This window comes from Paenibacillus sp. LHD-117, assembly GCF_030929555.1.
Lineage (GTDB): Bacteria > Bacillota > Bacilli > Paenibacillales > Paenibacillaceae > Pristimantibacillus.
Map to the genome: position 1 here is coordinate 105076 of NZ_JAVFVT010000007.1, position 22884 is coordinate 127959.

Here is a 22884-nt window from a genome sequence, read left to right on the forward strand (position 1 = left end):
ACGTAAAGAGTGGGTTTCCCCACTCTTCTGCATCAAAGATTCTATCCTCATCATTGCCACAAAAATTATAACATAATCGCAAAAAGGTGACAAGAAATGATTTCTAGAGCCGTCCGTTAGAACAGCGACAGCTGGTTCGACTCCGGAAGTCCCCGGAAGCAGCCCATGCCGCCCAGCACCTCAATGATCGTTTTTGTCGCCTTCGACTTCATCTGGAAGTCCTCGATCGACAGGAACTCGCCGTCATTGCGCGCGGCAGCGATATTGCGCGCCGCGTTGTCGCCGATGCCGGCGATGGCCGCGAACGGCGGAATCAGCGATTCCCCGTCGACCTGGAACTTGATCGCATCCGAGCGGTACAGGTCGATCGGCTTGAAGGAGAAACCCCTTGCCGTCATCTCGAGCGACATCTCCAGCTGCGACACCATGTTTTTCTCTTTCGGCGTGGCGTTAAATCCTTTGGCCTCGATCTCGATCAGCTTGCGCAGAATGGCATCGTACCCTTGGCACAGCAGCTCGAGGTCGAAGTCGTCGGCGCGGACGGTGAAGTAGGTAGCATAATAATGAATCGGATAATACAGTTTGAAGAAGGCGGTGCGAACCGCGGAGATGACGTATGCCGCCGCATGCGCCTTCGGGAACATATACTCGATCCGCAAGCAGGAATCGATGTACCACTGCGGCACTTTGCAGCGCTTCATCTCGTCGATCCACTCCGGCGTAAGGCCTTTGCCCTTCCGCACGCTTTCCGTAATTTTGAAGGCTAGTCCCGCATCCATGCCCGCCTTGTAGATCAGATACAACATAATATCGTCACGGCAGCCGATCACCGTCTTGATGTTGCAGGTACCGTTCTTGATCAGCTCCTGCGCGTTGCCGAGCCAAACGCCCGTGCCGTGGGAAAGTCCCGAGATTTGGAGCAAGTCCGCGAACGACGAAGGCTGCGTTTCCTGCAGCATCTGGCGGACAAACTTCGTTCCCATCTCCGGCACGCCGTAAGTCGCGACGGAGGAGCGGATCTGCTCCGGCGACACGCCAAGCGCGGCGGCCGAGTTGAACATGCTCATCACTTTCGGATCGTTCATCGGGATCGTCGTCGGATCGACGCCGGTCAAGTCTTGCAGCATCCGCATCATCGTCGGGTCGTCATGGCCGAGGATATCGAGCTTCAGCAAGTTCTCGTCGAAAGCGTGATAGTCGAAGTGGGTCGTCTTCCATTCCGCGTTCACGTCGTCGGCCGGATATTGAACCGGCGTGACGTCCTCGACTTCGATGTAATCCGGCACGACGACGATTCCGCCCGGATGCTGGCCCGTGCTTCGTTTCACGCCCGTGCAGCCGCTCGCGAGCCGGGCGAGCTCGGCGCCGCGCCACTTCTTCTGATGTTCTTCCTCGTATTTTTTAGCGAAGCCGTAGGCCGTCTTCTCCGCGACCGTGCCGATCGTGCCCGCACGGTATACGCATTTCTCGCCGAACATCTCTTTCGTAAAGTTGTGGGCTATCGGTTGGTATTCGCCCGAGAAGTTCAAGTCGATATCGGGAACCTTGTCGCCCTTGAAACCGAGGAACGTTTCGAACGGAATGTCCTGCCCTTCGCCTTTCATCGGCTTGCCGCAATCCGGGCAAGACTTGGACGGCAAGTCGAAGCCGCTTGGCACGCTTCCGTCGAGGAACCATTCGCTATGCTTGCACTCCGGATTCAGGCACAAGTAGTGCGCGGGCAACGGATTTACCTCGGAAATGCCGAGGAAGGTGGCCACGACGGACGATCCGACGGAACCCCTTGAACCGACCAGGTACCCATCTCGGTTGGACTTTTTCACCAGCTTCTCGGAGATGAGATAGTTGGCGGAGAACCGGTACTTGATAATCGGAACAAGTTCCTTCTCGAGCCGGTCGATGACGACCTGCGGCAGCTCCTCGCCGTACATGGACTTCGCCGTGTCGTAACAGGTGCTCCGAATTTCTTCGTCGGCGCCTTCAATATTCGGCGTGAATAGCTCCCTCGGGAACATGTCGTAAGCTTCGAACCGGTCCGCCAAGGCGTTCGTATTCGTCACGACGACTTCCCTTGCGCGCGCATCGCCGAGGAACGCGAATTCCTCCAGCATTTCTTCCGTCGTGCGTAGATGTGCGTTGGGCTTACGCATTCCCTTCAGAGGGCTGAAGCCGGTAATCCCGTGAATCGTAATGTCGCGGTACATCTTGTCCCTGGGGTTCAAATAATGCACGTTGCCCGTTGCGATAACCGGCTTGCCGAGCGAATCTCCGATTTGGCAGATGCGGCGCATCGCGCCTTCGATTTCGGCGCGGCTTCCAACGAGCCCTTTCTCCACGAGATGCATGTAGAAGTCGATCGGCTGGATCTCGAGCACGTCGTAGAATTCGGCAACGTCCATCGCTTCCTCATGCGACTTGTTCAGCACCGTTTCGAAAAATTCGCCTTTCTCGCAGCCGGAAATGACGAGCAAACCTTCGCGAAGCTCGACTAGCTTGCTCTTCGGAATCGTGGCCACGCGCTTGAAATACTCGGTATGCGAAAGCGAAATGAGCTTAAACAGATTTTTTTTGCCCGCCGCGTTCAACGCATAGATATTGCAATGGAACGGACGCTGGTTGGACAAGTCCAGACCGACGTAATCGTTCAATTGGTGCAAGTCGCGCACGTTGCGCTCCGCTGCGTCCCCGATCAGTCCAAACAATACCCCGCCAAGCGCGATGGAGTCGTCGATGGCCCGGTGATGGTTGTCCAAGCTGACCTTGTATTTGTCGGACAACGTGTTCAGCCGATGGTTCTTCATCGTCGGGTGCAGAAATCTCGCCAGCTCGAGCGTATCCAGCACCGGATTTGTCACTTCGGGCATGCCAAGCGACTTGCAGTTCGCCTGAATGAACCCGATATCGAATCTGGCGTTATGCGCGACCAGTATATCGTCGCCGATAAAATCGACGAATTCGCGCAGCTTCGGCTCCAGCTCCGGTGCGTCCTTCACCATCTCGTCGTTGATATTCGTGAGCTGCTGGATATGGTAAGGAATCTTCTCGTGAGGATTAATGAACGTCGAGAACCGGTCGACTTCCTTCCCTTCCCGCATTCGGACGCCCGCAAGCTCGATGATTTTGTTGTTGACGACGGACAGGCCCGTCGTCTCGATGTCGAATACGACGTAAGTCGCCGTGGCAAGCGGTTCCGGACGGGAGTTCAGCACCATCGGGACGGCATCGTTCACAACGTTCGCTTCCAGTCCGAACAGCACCTGGATGCCGTGTTTCTTCGCGGCCTTCACCGCGTCGGGATAACATTGCACATTGCTGTGATCCGTCACCGCGATCACTTTATGCCCCCACTTCGCCGCCGTTTTCACGTAATCGCCGATCGAAGTGACGGCGTCCATCGTGCTCATCGTCGTGTGGAGATGGAATTCGACGCGCTTCTCTTCGGCGTGGTCCTTGCGTTCCGGAGGCGATCCGATCTCATGAAGATCGTTCGGCATCATGACGAGCTCCGGCTCCTGCATGAACCGGTCGTATTCGATCCGGCCGCGCGCTTTCACCCATTTGCCGTTCTCGAGCTGGGACAAAATTTTCACGTCGTCCTTGGTCTTCGCGAACATCTTCATCGCGATCGAGTCGGAGAAGTCGGTGACATTGAAGGTGAACAGCGTGCTCCCGTTGCGAAGCTCCTTCACGTCGAGACCGAATACGGCGCCCTGCACCGTTATTTTTTTCTCCTCGTCCTGGATGTTCATCAGCGGGACCGGCTCTTCGCGAATGTCGTAGCCGACGGCCAACCGCACGGCCTCCTCGCCATCGTCGTCGCCCGAGTCGATCTGCGCCTCCGCCATCAGCTGCTGGACGGCTTCGCGCTCCTCTTGCTCGATCTTCATCATGAATTGGTCGTAGACCTCTTGGCTCGCTTCTCCAACGGCCAGCTTCACCTTGCAGACGCGGTCGAAGTACGTCTGATAGAACGACGCGACCGCTTCGTCAACCCGCTTCTTCCTGGCAAGCTCCAATCCGGTCGAATCCGTGAGCGTCAACGTTATGGAATCGCCTTGCGCTTCAAGAGAAGCCTTCTGCAGCCAACCGTTAACCGACGCGATTTCCCGCTGGGCCCATTCCATGAACAGCGGCCAATATTGCATGACGATATTTTCCGTCTCGACGACGGATTCATATTGGAACACGAACGACACGTCCGCGATATGGTGAAATTTCAAACGAACCGCCTGGCATAAGCCGTTATAGGCCTGTAAAGGAACCATGGACGTTTTGCGGATGCAAAACGTCCATTCACGGTTGGACTTGCTGACGATGACTTGATCGATATACCCATCTTGAAAATAATTATGAATAAGCTCCTGCGGCAGCTCCGCTTGCTGCAGAAGCAGCTCGAAGCGCTGACGCTTGTCGTTCGTCATTTTATCGATTCACTCCTGTCGATTCGAACTTAGATAGGAAGTTCAAAAAGTCCACTTTTGATCACGATGTATACCAGGTAGCATATTCGACATCGAATCTTGAATTCAGCCGAAACTTCCGGTGCTCACGTAGCTTACACTACGCTCCGCTCCTCATTTTCTAGCTTCATCCAACCTTCTCGGTCTGAAAAGCGGACTTTTTGAACACGCACTTAAGTTCTCAATAAGCGCGTGCAAATACGACAGTATGTTTGGCTGCGTCGCCGCATACCAGACATGTGGATTTCTGTGCCGACGGCGCGAACGGAATGTTCCTACTCGTCGCTCCTGTCTCTTCTTTTACTTGTTTCTCGCAGGCCTCGGAACCGCACCAGCCCGCTTCCACGAAACCGCGCTGCTCTTCCAGGAAGCTCTTCATCTCGTCTAGCGTTTCGACGGTGCGCGAGTTGCTCTCGCGGAACGACTTCGCCCGCTCGTACATCTCCGTCTGCGTTTCGTCCAGCATGCGCTGCACTTCCTCGAGCAGGTTGTCCTGCTGCACGATCCGCTTCTCGCCGGTAATCCGCGATACGAGTACGACGACGCCGTTCTCCATGTCGCGAGGTCCAAGCTCGAGACGAAGCGGCACGCCGCGCATCTCGTATTCGTTAAACTTCCAGCCCGGGCTGACGTCGCTGCGGTCGTCGACGCGAACGCGAACGCCGGCTTTCTTCAGCTCTGCATACAGCTCGTCCACTCTTCCGACCACTTGGTCGCGGGTCTTCGCCGGCCCGATCGGAATCATGATGACCTGAGTCGGAGCTACTTTAGGAGGCAGAGCCAGCCCACGGTCGTCGCCATGGACCATAATCAGCGCGCCGATCAGACGCGTGCTGACACCCCACGAAGTTGTATGGCAGAATTGCAGCGTATTCTCGCGGTCCAAATATTTGATATCGAACGCAACGGCGAACTTCGTGCCGAGATAATGGGAAGTGCCGGCTTGCACCGCGCGACCGTCCTTCATCATCGCTTCGATGGAATACGTGTCGACCGCTCCGGCGAACCGCTCCGAAGGCGTCTTCTCGCCTTTGATGACCGGAATCGCAAGGAAGTTCTCGACGAAGTTCGTATACACGTCAAGCATTTGCATCGTTTCCTGGCGCGCTTCCTCTTCGTTCTCGTGAGCGGTATGGCCTTCTTGCCACAGGAATTCGCTAGTCCGCAGGAACGGCAATGTCCGCTTCTCCCAGCGTACGACGTTCGCCCACTGGTTGATCAGCACAGGAAGATCGCGATACGACTGAATCCACTTCGCGTACATGTGGCCGATCATCGTCTCGGAAGTCGGTCGGATTGCAAGGCGTTCCTCGAGCTTCTCGCCCGCCGCCTCGGTTACCCACGGCAGCTCGGGATTAAACCCTTCTACATGCTCCTTCTCCTTCTGGAAGAAGCTCTCCGGAATGAACAACGGGAAATAAGCGTTGCGATGACCCGTTTCCTTGAATTTTGCGTCCAGCTCGCGCTGCATGTTTTCCCACAGCTCATACCCTTCCGGACGGAACACGATACAGCCGCGGACCGGCGAATAATCCATCAATTCCGCTTTCTTAATGACATCGATATACCATCTCGAGAAATCTTCGCTTTGCGGCGTAATTTCCGTTACGAATCCTTTTTCCTTCGACATGAGCGACAGACTACTCCCCTCGTACTAATCGTAATATATCGTTATAGGTCACAACCAGCATCAGCAGCATCAGCATCGCGAAACCGATGAAGTGGACCATGCTTTCTTTGTTCGGATCAAGGGGCCGTCTTCTGACGGCTTCGAGTCCGAGAAACAGCAGCCTGCTTCCATCCAGCGCGGGAACGGGCAGCAAGTTGAAAATGCCCAGATAAAGGCTTAGCAGAGCCGTCCACGACGTCAACTGCACGATCCCTTGTTTGGCGATTTGGCTCGTCATTTCCGCCGTCCTCACGGGACCGCCAAGATCATCGAGCTTGAATTGACCGGTAATGAGCATTTTGAAGCTTTCGAAAATGTAAACGGTCATATCCTTCATAAGCGTGGCGGATCGCGTAACCGTCTCGGCGAACGTAGCCGAACGGGTCGGCGGCGCGGCGCTGATCCCTACCTTGCCGATACCGTCGTCATTGGGCCTCGGCGTTACCTTCACGCTCATCGGCGTACCGTCGCGAACGACGTCGATCGTGAGGGACGTATTCGGCGACTTGCCGATCATGTCGATCATCTTGTCGAGATCGGTTCCGATCTTCTCGCCGTTAATGGAGCTGACGATATCGCCTTTCATCAACCCGGCTTCCGAAGCCGGCATTCCATCTTCGATTTTCGTAATCGACATGTATTCCGGATTCTCGACCGGTACTCCAACCATTTGGATATAAGCCGCGAAGAGGAAAAACGCCAAGATGAAGTTCATTAACGGGCCGGCGAAAATCGCCATCGCCCGTTGACGCAGCGGCTTGCTGCCGAAATGCCTGTCGATCGGCGCGATCTGCGTATCCTTGCCCCTGGCAATAACGAGCGCTTGCGGGTGAACGGCATACGATTCCGTATCGCCTTCCACATTCAGCCTGATCGCAAGCTGGCGCTCCAGATCAACATTCTCAACCTCGCCGCGAACCGTCCCGCTTCGCTCGTCGAGCCGATCCAGATAGATGCGCGTGACCTTATCGTCTTTGACGCGCACCGCAACCGTCTGTCCAGGCTGCACCTCGACGATTTCGGGGTCTTCGCCCGCCATGCGAACGAATCCGCCCGCCGGGATCAGCCTTAACGTGTATCTTGTTTCTCCCCGTTTCACGGAGAATAGCTTCGGACCGAAGCCTATCGCGAACTCTCTAACGAGTATACCAGCCCTCTTGGCGAAGAAGTAGTGGCCCCATTCATGGATTGTCACAATGACGAAAAACACGAGCACGGTCATAAACACGACCTGAATTGTTTCCATAGAAGCCTTGCCTCCTGTTCGTTACGGCCTGTACATAGATTATCATTATTCTCCCGTGCGAAACAAGAGAACCACTTTCTAGGATGACAGTCAGACCGTTGCCGCCAGTCGGCGCGCCCATGCGTCCACTTCCGCGATGCTCTGAAGATCGTTGATTTCGCAAACTTCATGCCGTTCCACGACGGTCTCCAGCACCCGTTCGATATCCAGGAAGCTAATCTCGCCCTTCAGGAATCGGTCTACCGCAATTTCGTTGGCCGCGTTATAGACGGCAGGCGCCGATTGTCCCATCCGGCCGCATTCGAACGCCATGCGCAGGCAAGGATAACGTTCGAAATCCATCTCGCGAAAATGAAGCTTCCCGATGGCCGCCAAGTTAAGCGGCTCGGTCGGCGTCGGATAACGTTCCGGATACGTTAGCGCGTATTGGATCGGTACGCGCATATCCGGCATGCCAAGCTGTGCGACGATGCCTCGGTCCACGAATTCGACGTAGGAATGGATGATGCTTTCGGGATGGATGAGGACATGAATCTGGTCGTATGTAAGATCGAACAGCCATCTGGCTTCAATCACTTCAAGACCTTTGTTGACCATCGTGGCGGAATCGATGGTGATCTTCGCGCCCATCGACCAATTGGGATGGCTGAGCGCCTCGGCCACCGTTACGCCTTCAAGCTCTGCCCGCGTACGGTCGCGGAACGATCCGCCGGATGCCGTCAGCGTTATACCATGGACGCCTCCGCGCGGTTCACCGTTCAAGCATTGGAAAATCGCGGAATGCTCGCTGTCGATCGGAATGATCGGCACGCCACGCTCCCTTGCCCTAGCCATGACGATATGCCCCGCCGTCACAAGCGTCTCTTTGTTCGCAAGGCCGATCGCCTTGCCTTCTTCGATCGCCGCTAACGTCGCGGGCAAGCCTCTGCTGCCCATGATCGCCGTGACGACCGTATCCGCGTCCGTACCTGCCGCCGCTTCGATCAATCCTTCGTCGCCGTATACGACTCGAGTGCCTTCCGGCACATGCGTAGCTACCGCAGCAGCAAGCTCTTTGGTCGCCACGCTGACTAGAGACGGCCTAAACTCCTTCGCTTGCGCAATGACCAAATCGGCGTTCGAGCCCGCTGACAATGCGGTTATTGCAAACCGATCGGGATGATGCCGGACGATATCGAGCGTTTGGGTGCCTATGGACCCCGTTGAGCCTAACAATGCGATTTTTTTCATGCGTTCCTCCGTCAGCCTTTTGAACTTCGTTTATATGGGAATGAGCTCGGTCAGCAGCAGCAGCGGGAAAACGATGATCCAGCTGTCGCAGCGGTCGAGCACGCCGCCGTGGCCCGGCAGCAGATTCCCAGTGTCTTTGATCGATCTGACTCGTTTGTAGGCGGATTGGATTAAATCGCCGAATTGACCGGCGACGGCGGCGACGAGGCCGATGACCAACGCCTTCGAAACGAAAACGACCTCCGGCGAAGCCAGGGCGAAACATATGGCGACGATTAACGCGAGCGCGACGCCTCCGAGGGCGCCTTCCACGGTTTTATTCGGGCTAATTGTAGGCCACAGCTTGCGCTTACCGATCGCTTTCCCGACGAAGTACGCGCCTACATCCGAAGCCCAGATGCAGCCGAAAGAAAGGAACGACCAGAACAGGCCGTGCGACTCGATGGCCCGTACGTCGATCATGGCCGAAAAGCCATAGCCGACGTAGATCACGCCAAGCAGCATGAGCGCCGATCCGTCTATGGTGAACTGATTTTTCCCTATTACCGTCACCGCCAAAAGCAAAAACGAAAGCATCCATATGATCGTAATCATGGAAGGGATCTCGATATCCCAAGAGGACCAAGGCAGCACGAATAACAAAACGCCGGCGTATCCGATCAAAGCGGACGGATGCGTCGGTTTGATTCCGTTCATTCTGACATATTCAGTAAAACCGATAAGGGCAAGCAGTATGAGCAATCCGGTGTAGTAAGCACCGCCTACAATCGTGAGCGCCACGAACAATGCGCCGGCGAGTATGCCCGTAATCAATCGCTGTTTCAAAGGAAGGTCACACTCCGTCTTGTGTCGCTACACGCCGCCGTAACGGCGGGCGCGGCGTCCGTACTCTTGAATGGCTTCATTAAAATGCTTTTCCGTAAACTCCGGCCAGTATACATCGGTAAACCAGAGCTCACTATAAGCAAGCTGCCATAACATGAAATTGCTGAGCCGCAGCTCTCCGCTCGTGCGGATCAACAAATCCGGATCGGGCAAATCTTTCGACAATAACCGCCGAGCCATCTCTTGATCGTCGATGTCCTCCGGATCGAGCCTGCCGTCTTTAATGTCAGCCGCAATCCCTTGTACGGCTTCCAGCATTTCCTTGCGGCTGCCGTAGTTCAGCGCGAAGTTTAAGACCAACCCCGTGTTGCCGGCCGTCTTCGTGATTGCTTCCTCGACCGCGCTGAGCGTATGAGAAGGCAAGTCCTCGCGGTGCCCCATCATTTTGACCTGCACGTTATTGGCGATCAGATCGTCCAGTTCGATCTCGAGAAATTGCTGGGGCAGCTTCATCAAGAAATCAACTTCCGCTTTCGGCCGCTTCCAGTTTTCCGTCGAGAACGCGTAGAGCGTCAAATATTTGACGCCGAGTCGATTGGCTTCGATCGTAATTCGCTTTACGGTTTTCATCCCGGAGTGATGGCCCGCCATTCTCGGCAAACCGCGGCGTTTGGCCCACCGGCCATTCCCGTCCATTATGATCGCCACATGCTGGGGCACATTTTCGGGCGGAATCCCTTCGGATTGCGGTAAGGACGTTTTCGCTTTGCTTCGATTTGCCCAAAGCCGCTTGATCATCTGACTTCCTCCCAACCAGAAATGAGAAACAAGAAGAAACGCCGGAGCGTCCTTGTCGGGGGACGCAAGCGTTTCTCGCTTAGAATTTGAGAAAACCTCTATCGGTGCCACATCGTAATCTGCGGCCGCGTGTAGAGGCAGGTTCATCGCCAATTAAACTTCCATGATCTCTTTTTCTTTGGCGGACAATACTTTCTCGACTTCGGCGATAAATTTATCCGTCGACTTCTGGATATCTTCTTGGTGGCGACGGGATTCATCTTCGGAGATGTCTGTTTTCTCTAGCTTTTTAATATCGTCGTTCGCATCGCGGCGGATGTTGCGGATCGCGACTTTCGCCTCTTCGGCAAATTTCTTCGCGGTCTTCACCAAATCAGCGCGGCGCTCTTCCGTCAGCGGCGGTACCGAAATGCGGATCGACGCTCCGTCGTTGGAAGGCGTCAGTCCGAGATCGGACTTCAGGATCGCTTTTTCGATCGCGGCTAATGACGATTTGTCCCACGGCTGAATCATCAGCGTGCGGCTGTCAGGCGTGTTGATGTTGGCCAATTGGTTGAGCGGCGTCATTGCGCCGTAATATTCGACTTGAATGCGGTCGAACAAAGCGGGGCTCGCTTTGCCCGCGCGAAGCGTGGAGAGGTCGCGTCTGAACGCGCCAATTGCTTTGTCCATGCGCTCATCCGCGCTTTTCTTAATGGATTGCGGCATTATTTTGCACTCCCTTTTATGATCGTGCCGATCTTCTCGCCGAGCACGACGCGTTTAATGTTTCCATTCTCCGTAATCGAGAATACGATCAACGGTATATTGTTATCCATGCAAAGCGAAGATGCGGTGGAGTCCATAACGCCTAGATTGCGATTCAGCATATCCATGTAAGTCAGTTCTTCGAATTTTTCGGCCGTTTCGTCTTTGAAAGGATCCGCGGAGTAAACGCCGTCTACCTTGTTCTTCGCCATCAGAATGACTTCGGCTTCGATTTCGGCTGCGCGTAACGCTGCCGTCGTATCCGTGGAGAAGAACGGGTTGCCCGTGCCTGCCGCGAAAATAACGACGCGTCCCTTCTCCAGGTGGCGGATTGCGCGGCGGCGAATGTACGGCTCCGCGATTTGTTGCATGGCGATCGAAGTTTGAACGCGAGTTGGCACATCGATTTGCTCCAGCGCGTCTTGAAGCGCAAGCGAATTCATGACGGTTGCCAGCATGCCCATGTAATCGGCAGTGGCGCGATCGATTCCTTTGGCCGTTCCGGCAATGCCTCTCCAGATGTTGCCGCCGCCTACGACGATCGCAACCTCTACGCCAAGATCAACAACCTCTTTCACTTGATTGGCGATCGATGAAATGACCGACGCCTCGATGCCGTAGCCTTCCTGGCCGGACAAGGACTCTCCGCTTACTTTCAACACGATGCGTTTATATACAGGATGCTCCAACATGTTAACCTCCATCATGCACCTCGGGTGAGGTCCTTCTATTTGTGTTTAGAAAACCTCTAAACAATCTTTGCCCATATTCTATCTTATATTTGAAAAAAACGGAGGCGGGGCGGACGCCCCGCCCCGCCTCTCGCGTTCGGATTACAGTTTTGCTTGAGCCATAACTTCTTCTACGAAATTGTCGACTTTTTTCTCGAGGCCTTCGCCCAGTTCGTAACGAACGAAACGACGGATCGAGATGTTTTCGCCGATTTTGCTGATTTTTTCGTTCAGCAGCTCGTTAATTGTTTTGTCCGGATCTTTAATGAAGCTTTGCTCCAGCAAGCAGTACTCTTCGTAGTACTTCGAGATACGGCCTTCAACCATTTTTTCAACGATTTTTTCAGGCTTGCCTTCGTTGAGGGCTTGGTTTTTAAGAATTTCTTTTTCTTTTTCGATCTCGTCGCCAGGAACTTCTTCACGACGAACGAATTTCGGATTTGCTGCAGCGATTTGCATTGCGATATCTTTAGCGAACTCGCGGAACTGATCCGTCTTTGCAACGAAGTCCGTCTCGCAGTTTACTTCGACAATAACGCCAATACGGCCGCCTGCATGGATGTAAGACTCGACTACGCCCTCGGTAGCGATACGGCCAGCTTTGTTCGCTGCTGCCGCAAGGCCCTTCTCGCGAAGCAATGCGATCGCTTTGTCAACGTCGCCGCCTGTTTCGTCCAATGCTTTTTTGCAATCAAGCATGCCTGCTCCCGTTCTCTCACGAAGCTCTTTAACTGCGCTAGCGCTAACTGCCATGAAAAACCCTCCTAAAAGTTTACATCCGAATTTTGTTCAAAAAAAGGGCAGTGAGAGGTTTGCACCGTCTGACCACCCTTTGTTGTTTGCGAAATTGTCAGTTAAGCTTCAAGCTTAAGCCGTTGTTTGTTCGCCTTGGTTCGCTTCAACGATTGCGTCAGCCATCTTAGCTGTCAGAAGCTTAACGGCGCGGATCGCGTCGTCGTTACCAGGGATCACATAGTCGATTTCGTCCGGATCGCAGTTCGTGTCGACGATGCCTACGATTGGGATACCAAGCTTGCGAGCTTCCGCTACCGCGATACGCTCTTTGCGTGGGTCGATAATGAACAATGCGCTTGGCAGGCCTTTCATGCCTTTGATGCCGCCCAGGAACTTCTGAAGACGATCTTTTTCTTTGCGAAGGATGATAACTTCTTTCTTAGGCAGAACCTCGAAAGTGCCGTCCTCTTCCCACTTTTCCAATTGTTTCAGGCGATCGATACGCTTCTGAATCGTTTGGAAGTTCGTCAGCGTGCCGCCGAGCCAACGTTGGTTAATGTAGAAGTTGCCGCAACGTTCAGCTTCTTCTTTCACCGAATCTTGAGCTTGCTTCTTCGTGCCTACGAACAGCATCGTGCCGCCTTCAGCCGCGATCGATTTAACAAAGTTGTACGCTTCGTCAACTTTCTTAACCGTTTTTTGCAAGTCGATAATGTAAATTCCGTTTCTTTCTGTGAAGATATAACGATCCATCTTAGGGTTCCAGCGACGAGTTTGGTGACCGAAGTGTACCCCAGCTTCGAGAAGCTGTTTCATGGAAATAACCGCCATTTCTTCAACACCTCCTGTAATGGTTTTTTGTGTGTCCCTCCGCCGTTCGCGTTTTCCGTCGAAACTTTCGCCGGGCGAAAGCACCGTCAACGGAATTGATCGGCGTGTGTTTTTAACACCGTCATTTAATATATCACATCCGAATGCCGGGTGCAACAAGCATAACGCGACTTTTGACGAATTTCGCTATGATTCTTGTTTCTCTACCTTGTAGCGGTTCAATTCTTCTCGCTAATCGGCTCGCCCGAGACGATCGCCGCCGCTTCCTTGGCGTCAACCGGACCTTTTGCAAACAAAAAATAACCGGCGCGTACCCGCAGTCCGGAAGACTTCATTTCGTCTATAAATGGATTGGGTTCGCTGATCGCTCCTGCTTGCGCCAGCAGCTCCGCGGTTTCGGTCAAGCTCATGCCCGGCTCGATCCGCACGACGAACGGATCCGAGGCACTTAAATCCTCCTTGGCAGGTTCGGCTGATGCTTCCGGCTGTTTCGTCGGCGGAGGTTCCGTCACTTTCGGAGACGGCTGGGCGGTGGGTTGTTCCGTGCTTTCGGGCTCCGTGCCGGAGGTTGGCGTCAGCTCAGCCGAACGCAATCCGCCTTGCTCGACTTGCTGTCCGATCTGGTCCAATTGCTTCTGGCTGTCTTCGCCCAGGTAGAACAGCTGAAGAAGCATGGCGCCGACGATCATGCCGATGCCAAGACCCAATACGAATGAACGTTTGTTAAACATGGCTTGCTCCTTCCTGCTTCGCAAGCCCGATGATCAGTTGTACCTCGCCTTTGTTCATGCCAAGCTTCTTCGCGATCGCTTCGATGGATTTCCCACCCTTGTACAGGCGGAACAACTCCGAATATCTGGACGCGATCGAATGTTCCGCCGGTTGCGGGTCGACCGGAACCGAAGTTGACTTGGATTCGCCGGCGTTCTCCGAACCCTCCGCTTCAGCAGCCTTGAAGGAATCCGCCGCTGTGATCGATGTCGGTTCGGGACCTTGCATTGCGGTCGAGGACGTCGCGGAAGATGCCCGCGTAGTCTCCAGATGATCCAGTGCCTGCCGTAGCTGCAGGCTCAACGATTCGCAACGCTGCTCCAATGCCGCTATACGCATATCCTTGCGGTCATCCTCTTGTTTGGCGTCAGCTTGCGTTTTGGCGACCATCTGAAAGAGCTCCTCGTTGTCCTTCTCCATATTCTCCATAAATTGCTCGAGCGCAGTCTCCATGTTTTGCACGGATTGCGAGGATGGATTTGTTGGATTTGTTGTTTTGTTCCTTGGCATGCTAAGCGCGCCGACCGCCACTACAGCACCAAGCAAAGCGATATAGTGCCATGGCTCCATCGTTACTCACCCCTCATTCTTACCCTTCCATTGTCACCATTTGATGTCGACCCGATGTCCTTTGTACGGATGCGGCGATTCCGGCTGCGTTTCCTTCGAAGAATCTTCTTTCGCTTGGCCGCGGGCGCGGTTCGGATAGCGCGGATCGCCGCCTTGGCTACCTTCCTGATCCGCCTTCACGCCGGAATTGGTCGATTGCTCGACCGCGGCGCTTTGGATGCGCTGCTCCTCGGTATGTTTCTGCGCTTGGTTCGCAAGCATGTTTTGTTCGGTGACCGGCCGCTGGGCTGCCTGCTGCTGCAAGCCGCTGTACTCTTGCAGCCTCGGAACGGACATTTGGAGATCTAATGGCTTAAACGTCATCGGAATCCTCCCTCCGTATTGAGCCTGATCTCCGGGATCGGGCTACGGATGATACGGCACGAGCGCGATGTCGCCTTCCATTAATCGGAACGAGACGCGCTGCGCGCTGTCTTTTACGAATTTGGTATAGCGGCCGATGACGATCTTGACGCCGCCGAATATCGTGCCGCCGACATCTACTCTTGAACGTCCGGTATCCTCCAGCATCTTCTCGATTTCGAGCGTCCGATCCTTCGATTCCTCGATGCTTGCGTACGTCTGCCGTTTTGTCGCACTCAGCTTTACGCGCATTGCAAGCCGGTCGGGAGACAATTGGCCAGCCGCGGCTAATTGATCGAGTATGACAAGAGCCTTCTCCGTCTTGTCCAAGCTTTCGACTGCTTGTCTAATGCCTGAGCGTAGCTCCAGCAATTCATCCCTCAGTTGGGGGTTTACCCCCGCCTCCAGAACCGTTGCGGTCGACATCGCGTTGCCGATCGTTCTTGCCACAATCAATTCGCCCGCTTGAACGATCCCGCCGACGATGAGCCCTTTCGCACCGGAGCATACGACGCTATTTCCAGCTTTCACATGGGAATGCATGATACTTTGAGAGACGAAGACGTCTCCGCCGGCAATCACGTTGCCATCTTGAATGAACGAGCTTCGAACATTCCCCTGCGCTCTCACGTAGCCTTTATTGCTGGCCATGATGCCGCCCGTAATTTCGATCGAGCCATCCGACTCCAGTTCCGCTCCTTCAACGCCGCCAATGACCCGAATATCACCCGAGGCTTTGACGCGGAAGCCATTAAGCACGTTGCCTCGAATAACGACAGTGCCGACAAAGTCGATATTTCCGACTCTGTAATCGACGTCCCCATTCACTTCGTAGACGGGGAATACGTTGATCTTGGCTTTATCGGTTAATGTGATCAATCCGTCGATCGCCGCGTACATAGCCGATCCATCGCCGTTCAAGACGACGTTTTTGCCTACTTTGAAGTGGGCGCGTTTGCCGTACTTCGGAGGAATCTCTTCCCCCGTTACCGTCATTCCCGGAGGTCCGGCGATCGGTTCGACTAACTCCGCGATCAATTGCCCCCGTTTGACGTTCTTCAACTGGTTGACTTGCTTCAAGTCAACCTTCCCGTCTTCGTCCTCGGCCGGCCGCCGCTCGTCATTGTCCATATCAAATACGAAACGTATCATTCCGTCTCTGCCTGGACTTGGATTCAACCCTTGTGCGAATAACGTTTGCTCTCTGCAGTAGGCAAGCGGATTTCTGCTGATCTGGTCCAGCACATCGGATCGGAGGCTATGGACAACCCCCTTGCTTCGAACGAAGAGTTCCAATTCATCAGCGCTGCAAGAAAACTCGTCCGTTATTCTACTAAACGTGATGAAGGCAGTCAGCCTGTCTGCCGATATTTGAACGCGAAGATATGAATCCAATTGTTGATTGTCCACCTGACTCCCCCCTCTCTAGTGCTGCATTAATTGATCTTTATGTTTAGCCAAAGCCCCGCGAAGCCGCAAGATGGCCTTCGAATGGAGTTGGGAAATTCTCGATGGTGATAGCGACATAACCTCGGCTATTTCGCTCAGCGAAAGCTCTTCATAATAAAATAACGATACGACCGTACGTTCCTTCTCCGTCAACCGCTCGATCCCTTTTACTAACGATTCTTTCAAATAAACCTCGTGTACCGTATGATCCGGGTTTTTGGCTTTCTCGTCGACAAGCAGCGTCATCCGGGTCTCGGACTCTTCCTCGCGGATCGGATCCTCGAGCGAACAGATCGAAGTGACGGAGATATCTTGCAGCATGGTCGTGAATTCCTTCTCCGTAATTTGCAAGTAACGGCTAACCTCGGCGTCGGAGACGGAGCGCATATACTGCTGTTCCAAGTGCTGGTAAGCATCCTCTACCCGCTTCGCCTTCTCGCGAACGGATCTCGGAACCCAATCGCCTTGCCTGAGGCCGTCGATTATGGAGCCGCGAATCCGCCACGAAGCATAGGTCTCGAACTGCAAGCCGCGCTTGTAATCGAACTTCTCGATCGCGTCGATCAGTCCCATTACGCCGTTGCTCGCCAGATCGTCCTTGATCACGTTTTTAGGCAAGCCGATCGCCATGCGGTTCGTCACGAAGTCGACGAGCGGCAAATAATTTTCGATCAGGCTTTTTTTGGCTTCGATATCCCCATGCTCTTTCCATGCTTGCCACATCTGGATGTTCGTCAAATGAGGCGACTTCAGCTCTGGCATTGACTCACTCTCCTGTCAGATGACGTACGGCTTTCGCCAATTCCTCTGGTTGTTTGTTAGCGGTAGATACGAGTTGCGGCGGAGACAAAGGCTTAAATGCCGCCGTCCCTTCATTCATGCCCGCCGCGCGCGGCTCGATCGCCGCTTGCGCGGATGGGACAGCTCCGTTATGAAGCTGCGACTTCAGCAATTCATTCAAATCCTCCGACTCGTCCGGCGTTCTCAAATCCAGCTCCGCGCCTCGCGTCTCGGAATTGCCGTCATGAGTCTGCATCGCGATCGCCGGAGGGCGAAGAATCATGCCCAGTACGAAACGGGCAACGTAAGCAACAACAAAAAAAGCCAGGAATGCGTATAAGCTTCTCGTCAGTATGACGGACATTGGATTGTTGCCCAGGGAGAACAACACGGTAAGACCGACCCCCGCAATACCGAATCCTGCGTTCCATCTCCAATTTCCCAGCATCGTTAAATCTCCTTTATTCCAAACTGCACGCTTCGGATCATCAATTTGCCGCTCCCGCTGTCAAATTCGATCGTGCGACCGTAATTTCCGCCCGTATCCTGGGATACAATCGGAATCCGATGGCTCTCGAGCACGATGATGCATGACTCGACGTTGCGAGGTCCAATGCGGAGCGTGTCGGTCTGGCCAGCGAACGCGAACATTTGCGCGCCTCCCGCCATCTTGGCTTCCAAACGGTCCAGCCTCGCTCCCATCGCGGACATGCGGCTTAGCAGCTCGGGAATTGCGGTATCCGCGTATTTCGCCAGATTGATTTGCGCTTCGCGCGCAATGTCTGACGACGGCAGCATGACATGCGCCATTCCCGCAACCTTGGACCTTGCATCGTATAACGTTAACCCGACGCAAGAGCCAAGACCCGTCGTCTTCAGTACCGCGCCGTCCGCCGCGGCGTTCAAATCCGCCATCCCTACTTTAACCATTGTCTGTCCCGTCATTCTTGACCGACTCCCAGTGATTTGAATATTTTGCCGAAGGAGCCGGGATCGGGAATGAGGAAGAAATGGCCTTCCAACGATTGATGATCTTCTAGGAACGTCGTTTCGATCAACAAGGCGGAATCGCCCATCTCGCCGTATTGCATGAGCCCGTAGCTAAGTATGGCTCCGGCCATGTCGTGCGCGATTGCGGGTACAGAAGGCACCATGGGAAGCTGCGTAAAATCGGCTAGCGACGACAGATACGAGCCTGCTAAAATATTGCCAATCTCGCATAAGGCGGATAGCTCCATCTCGGAATAACCGGACTCCTCTTCCCCATGACGAATCGATAGCAGCTGGTTCAGCATCCGTTTCGCGGACAGCTCTTCGATGATAAAAAACATATTCCCGGGCGCTTCGCCTTCGACCCGTAAGAACACCGCCAGAACGATCTGCTCAGCGCCCCCCACGAGCTCGGCAATTTCTTCGAACGGCAACAAGCTTACTTTCGGCACAGCCATGTCTACCGGCTTGTTCAGCAGCTTGGATAAAGCTGTAGCCGCATTGCCTGCGCCGATGTTGCCTACTTCCTTCAACACGTCCAGCTCGAAAGCTTCAAAAGAATTAAATTCGGCCACCGATTATACCTCCAGCTGCTCGAGCTGGATAATCTCGTTTTTGTTCAGCACCTCGGACAGATTCAGCATGATGAGCAAACGCCCTTCGCCGAGCTTGGCGATTCCGCGCAAATATTTGGCTTTGATGCCGCCTACGATCTCGGGCGGATTATCGATCGTATCCGTGTCGATATCGATGACGTCGTTCGCGGAGTCGACGATGAATCCGACCTCAAGGTCATTCACCGCGACGACAATGATGCGGGAGTTCTCGGACGGCTCGGTTTCGCTCAGATTGAATCTGCCTCTGAGATCGATGACAGGCACGACGACGCCGCGCAGGTTAATGACGCCTTTAATGAAAGCAGCCGTTTTGGGAACGCGGGTGATCGGCGTCAATCGCTCGATCGTGCGCACTTTATCAACTTCAATGCCATACTCTTCTTTGCCAAGCGCAAATACGATAACCTTCAATTCTTCTCCCATCGGTAAAACCTCCCTATTTGATCAATGCGTTCGGATCGATGATAAGCGCCACGTACCCGTCGCCAAGAATCGTAGCCCCGGATATCGCATATACATTCGTCAAATATTTGCCCAACGTCTTAAGCACAATCTCGCTTTGTCCAATGAACTCGTCAACCATGACGGCCGCTATCTTGTCTCCTTTGCGGATGACGACGATCTCCGTCTCTTGCTCCTGGCTCTCGTCGTAATCCGGCGACTGCAGCACGCCGCTAAGCGATATGATCGGAATAATGGAATTGCGGAACTGGATCATCCGGTTGCCGTGCACGTTCAGGATGTTCTCGCGCTGGATAATTCCGGTCTCCACGATCGACGACAGCGGAATCGCGTATTTCTCCGAACCGAGTTTGATCAGCATCGCCGAAATAATCGAAAGTGTCAGCGGCAGCTGGACGGAGAACTTTGTCCCCTTGCCCTCGGCAGACGTCACGGTGACATTGCCGCCGAGCGAAGTGATTTTCGTCTTGACGACATCGAGCCCTACCCCGCGTCCGGAAATATCCGAAATTTTGTCCGCTGTGCTGAAGCCCGGCGCAAAAATCAGCATTTGAATCTCTTCCGACGTTAGGTTGCGCGCTTGTTCCTCCGTCACGACGCCGTTCTTGATCGCCGTCTGCAGCACCTTCGCTTGGTTGATGCCCCTTCCGTCTTCCTCTACCTCGATGAAAACATGATTGCCGCTATGGTACGCGCGGAGATGGATCGTGCCCGTCTCCGGCTTGCCGGCGGCAACCCGCTCTTCCACCGATTCGATTCCATGATCGCCCGAATTGCGGATGAGATGGACAAGAGGATCGCCGATCTCGTCGATGACCGTACGGTCTAACTCGGTGTCGGCGCCCGTTATGACTAGCTCCATCTTCTTATCGAGTGACTTGGCAAGGTCGCGCACGAGGCGCGGGAACCTGTTGAATACCGAATCCACGGGAACCATGCGCAGCTTCAGCACGATGTTCTGCAGATCGGAGCTGACCCTGGACATATGCTCTACCGTTTCCGTTAATTCGCTGCGCTTGATCTCGCTTGCGAGCTGCTCCAGTCGAACACGGTCGATCAACAGCTCGCTGAACAGGTTCATGAGCGTATCCAGCCTGTCGATGTCGACGCGGATCGTCTTGTTCATCGCCGCTGGCGCGCTTTGCGTGCTCGGTGCCGCCTTGCGGGACAGTTCGCTTCCGCCGCTTGCTTTCGCATCGGCTTCCGGCTCCGCGGCTGCAGGTTTCTCCGGCGCTTCGACCGCAGCCGCGGCCGGTGCGCTCGTGAGCGCGGCGAGCGACTCGGCATCCAGCGGGGTCACCGTGACGGAGGCGATTTCGGAGATGTTCGTTATTTGCTCGTTCAGCTGATCGGCCGATAACGTGGAAATCGTAAACACGGTGAACGAGCGGTCGAATTTTTCCTGCTCCAAATCTTGTACGGATGGATCGGATTTGACGATTTCGCCATTACGCTCCAGCAGATCGAATACCATGTACGCTCTAGCCGCTTTCAGCACGCAGCTCTCTTCGACGCTAACCTGCACGTAATAGGGCTGATGCCCCGATTCCATCGATTGGAGAAGAATCGAAGATTGGAATTCGTCAAGCAATACGGAGCCAGAAGCTCTTCCAGCGCTTCCGCTTGGCGCGACCGTTTCCTTAGCTGCTGCTTGCGCCGCCGAAGAAACCGTTTTGTAATCGCCTTTCAGTATGGTTTGGAGCGAGGCGACGATAGACGTAACATCCGCTTTGCCAGTGCCGCCGCCGACGATGTCCTGCACCATGGCTTCGAGAGCGTCGAGCCCTTTGAACAACGTATCGAAGATAAAGCTGTCCATCTTGAGCTTGCCATTGCGGACCAGATCCAGCACGTTCTCCATCTCGTGCGTCAAGGCAGCCAAGTCTTCGAAGCCCATCGTAGCGGACATGCCTTTGAGCGTATGGGCCGATCGGAATATCGACTGCACGATGCTCAGATCCTCAGGATTGCCTTCCAATTGAAGCAGGTTTTCGTTCAAGGATTGAAGATGATCGTTTGATTCGTCGATAAACATGGACAGATAAGCATTCATATCCATTCACATGCACCTCCTGATAGGATGATCGTTCATTCTCCGTATTTCTATTGTTATTTCGTTACGGCTTTCACCAGTTGCGAAGCGATTTGTCCTAGCGGCAGGACTTCTTGCACGAAACCGCCCTCTACCGCGCATCTCGGCATTCCGTAGACGATGCACGTTTCTTCCGATTCCGCGATCAACGATGCCGCGCCTTGCTCGGCGAGGAGCTTCATGCCTTTCGCGCCGTCGCTGCCCATTCCGGTCATGATGACCGCATGTCTACTCAGCTCGCGGAACGGCGCCAGCGATTCGAACATGACGTCCACCGATGGTCGGTGTCCGTTGCGCTGAGGCTGTTCCCCAAGCCGAATGGCGTAACCCCCGTCGTCTCGCGCCAGCTCCATATGATAACCGCCTGGAGCAACGTAGACGATGCCGGCTTTTACCTTCATTCCTTGCTCCGCCTCTACGACGGTAAGCTGGCTAAAGCTGTCCAGCCGCTGCGCGAGCGATTTCGTGAACTTCGGCGGCATATGCTGGACGACAAGCACAGGTGCGGGAAAGTCTCCGGGCAAGGAGCAGATCACCTCATGCAGCGCCCTTGGCCCTCCCGTCGAAGTGCCGATCGCCACCAGATCGCGGAATGTTCCGCTTGCTTGTACCTGCGACGGCCTTGCACCCTGCTGGTGCGATGGTTGGACTCCTTTTCCGACTCCCAAATCAGAAGCATTCGCCTTAGGCCCGACATCCGGATTTGAAATCTTCTTCTCCGGTTTCGACGCTGCCGGCGGTTTCGTCCCCTTGACTTCAGGCTTCGGCTCGGCAGGCGACTTCATTAGCTTAGGTGTCTGAGAGACTAAGCCGGCCTTCGCAAGAACGTCATGTTGCTTTCCGGCGTCGCGAATAACCGGTTTAGCGTTTCTCCCGTTCAGGTCTATTCTCGGATCGTTCTTCGGATTATGTAGGTCGGCATCCGCCGGGGGAGAAGGCGCTAACCGAGTCGTTGCATGGGCGCGAGCTGCGCTTTCCGAAGTTTCGGGCAGTTGACCGGCCGCATGCGCTTCGCTCGTCTCCTGGACTAAGGAGTTTCTAGACGATTGCGCTTCCTTGATTGTCTTGACGTAAGCTGCCGTCCTTAACTTCTCCAGCAGCTGCTCGCCAACGGCATGAATGTCGTCCGAGCCGACTCCGGAAGGCTTACGGATAAAGTCGAACGCGCCGAATTGAAGCGCCTTGATCGTATCCCGGGTGTTATCCTCGCTTATTCCGGATAACATGATGATCGGCCTCGGATTTTCCTTCATGATGAATTGAAGGGCTTCGAGCCCGTTCATTTGGGGCATTTCGAGATCCATCGTTATGACATCGGGCTGATGTTCCCTGACGGAGGCGATCGCTTCCATGCCGTTAGAAGCTGTAGCGGCAATCGTAAACCGCTTGTCCTGCACGATAAGATCACTGATGATCGCACGCATGAAGGCCGAATCGTCCACGACCAATACGCGATAAGGAGCCATTCGTATTCCTCCT

21 protein-coding genes are annotated in these 22884 nt (G+C 54.4%); all 21 read right to left on the minus strand.

All coding sequences use genetic code 11. The annotated features are described in order from the left end of the window. Nucleotides 1-116 precede the first annotated feature (116 nt). Nucleotides 117-4421 carry a PolC-type DNA polymerase III gene (locus RB620_RS07160; protein WP_308093064.1) on the minus strand — a complete coding sequence of 1435 codons (4305 nt, stop codon included), beginning with the start codon at nucleotides 4419-4421 and terminating at the stop codon, nucleotides 117-119. A 220-nt stretch (nucleotides 4422-4641) separates the two neighbouring features. Beyond that, nucleotides 4642-6090 (minus strand): proline--tRNA ligase, encoded by a 1449-nt coding sequence (gene proS / locus RB620_RS07165; RefSeq protein ID WP_308093066.1) that lies wholly within the window; start codon nucleotides 6088-6090, stop codon nucleotides 4642-4644. Nucleotides 6091-6100: 10 nt separating this feature from the next. After that, on the minus strand, nucleotides 6101-7375 hold the full coding sequence (rseP, locus tag RB620_RS07170) for an RIP metalloprotease RseP (protein WP_308093067.1): 1275 nt from the start codon (nucleotides 7373-7375) through the stop codon (nucleotides 6101-6103). A gap of 90 nt (nucleotides 7376-7465) precedes the next feature. After that, nucleotides 7466-8605: a 1-deoxy-D-xylulose-5-phosphate reductoisomerase gene (locus tag RB620_RS07175; protein ID WP_308093068.1), complete on the minus strand. Its 1140-nt coding sequence runs from the start codon at nucleotides 8603-8605 to the stop codon at nucleotides 7466-7468. 30 nt (nucleotides 8606-8635) lie between these two features. Next, nucleotides 8636-9430, minus strand: a complete 795-nt coding sequence (locus RB620_RS07180) for a phosphatidate cytidylyltransferase (protein ID WP_308093069.1) — start codon at nucleotides 9428-9430, stop codon at nucleotides 8636-8638. Nucleotides 9431-9457: 27 nt separating this feature from the next. Further along, nucleotides 9458-10228: an undecaprenyl pyrophosphate synthase gene (locus RB620_RS07185; RefSeq protein ID WP_308093070.1), complete on the minus strand. Its 771-nt coding sequence runs from the start codon at nucleotides 10226-10228 to the stop codon at nucleotides 9458-9460. A gap of 153 nt (nucleotides 10229-10381) precedes the next feature. After that, nucleotides 10382-10936, minus strand: coding sequence for a ribosome recycling factor (gene frr / locus RB620_RS07190; RefSeq protein WP_308093071.1), 555 nt, complete (start codon nucleotides 10934-10936; stop codon nucleotides 10382-10384). Further along, nucleotides 10936-11664, minus strand: a complete 729-nt coding sequence (gene pyrH / locus RB620_RS07195; protein ID WP_308093236.1) for a UMP kinase — start codon at nucleotides 11662-11664, stop codon at nucleotides 10936-10938. Before pyrH ends, frr begins: the two co-directional genes overlap by 1 nt. A gap of 144 nt (nucleotides 11665-11808) precedes the next feature. Next, nucleotides 11809-12459, minus strand: coding sequence for a translation elongation factor Ts (tsf, locus tag RB620_RS07200; protein WP_308093072.1), 651 nt, complete (start codon nucleotides 12457-12459; stop codon nucleotides 11809-11811). Between the two features lie 114 nt (nucleotides 12460-12573). Next, a complete protein-coding gene (rpsB, locus tag RB620_RS07205) occupies nucleotides 12574-13272 on the minus strand; it encodes a 30S ribosomal protein S2 (protein ID WP_308093073.1) in 699 nt (232 codons plus the stop codon). A gap of 218 nt (nucleotides 13273-13490) precedes the next feature. Continuing rightward, a complete protein-coding gene (locus RB620_RS07210; protein ID WP_308093074.1) occupies nucleotides 13491-14003 on the minus strand; it encodes a hypothetical protein in 513 nt (170 codons plus the stop codon). After that, nucleotides 13996-14613 (minus strand): DUF6115 domain-containing protein, encoded by a 618-nt coding sequence (locus tag RB620_RS07215; RefSeq protein ID WP_308093075.1) that lies wholly within the window; start codon nucleotides 14611-14613, stop codon nucleotides 13996-13998. Before RB620_RS07215 ends, RB620_RS07210 begins: the two co-directional genes overlap by 8 nt. Nucleotides 14614-14646: 33 nt before the next feature. Further along, nucleotides 14647-14976, minus strand: a complete 330-nt coding sequence (locus tag RB620_RS07220; RefSeq protein WP_308093076.1) for a hypothetical protein — start codon at nucleotides 14974-14976, stop codon at nucleotides 14647-14649. Nucleotides 14977-15018: 42 nt separating this feature from the next. After that, nucleotides 15019-16425 carry a flagellar assembly protein A gene (locus RB620_RS07225; RefSeq protein ID WP_308093077.1) on the minus strand — a complete coding sequence of 469 codons (1407 nt, stop codon included), beginning with the start codon at nucleotides 16423-16425 and terminating at the stop codon, nucleotides 15019-15021. A 15-nt stretch (nucleotides 16426-16440) separates the two neighbouring features. Further along, nucleotides 16441-17226, minus strand: coding sequence for a FliA/WhiG family RNA polymerase sigma factor (locus tag RB620_RS07230; protein WP_308093078.1), 786 nt, complete (start codon nucleotides 17224-17226; stop codon nucleotides 16441-16443). 4 nt (nucleotides 17227-17230) lie between these two features. Next, nucleotides 17231-17692, minus strand: a complete 462-nt coding sequence (locus RB620_RS07235; RefSeq protein WP_308093079.1) for a hypothetical protein — start codon at nucleotides 17690-17692, stop codon at nucleotides 17231-17233. Nucleotides 17693-17694: 2 nt separating this feature from the next. Next, nucleotides 17695-18189, minus strand: coding sequence for a chemotaxis protein CheD (locus tag RB620_RS07240; protein WP_308093080.1), 495 nt, complete (start codon nucleotides 18187-18189; stop codon nucleotides 17695-17697). Then, complete coding sequence (locus RB620_RS07245) at nucleotides 18186-18809, minus strand: chemotaxis protein CheC (RefSeq protein WP_308093082.1); 624 nt, start codon at nucleotides 18807-18809, stop codon at nucleotides 18186-18188. The genes RB620_RS07240 and RB620_RS07245 overlap by 4 nt, the downstream gene beginning before the upstream one ends. 3 nt (nucleotides 18810-18812) lie before the next feature. After that, nucleotides 18813-19274: a chemotaxis protein CheW gene (locus RB620_RS07250; RefSeq protein ID WP_308093084.1), complete on the minus strand. Its 462-nt coding sequence runs from the start codon at nucleotides 19272-19274 to the stop codon at nucleotides 18813-18815. Nucleotides 19275-19287: 13 nt separating this feature from the next. Then, nucleotides 19288-21372, minus strand: a complete 2085-nt coding sequence (locus tag RB620_RS07255) for a chemotaxis protein CheA (protein WP_308093085.1) — start codon at nucleotides 21370-21372, stop codon at nucleotides 19288-19290. A 50-nt stretch (nucleotides 21373-21422) separates the two neighbouring features. Beyond that, entirely contained in the window at nucleotides 21423-22871 is a 1449-nt protein-coding gene (locus tag RB620_RS07260; RefSeq protein WP_308093087.1) for a protein-glutamate methylesterase/protein-glutamine glutaminase, read from the minus strand. Nucleotides 22872-22884: the final 13 nt, after the last annotated feature.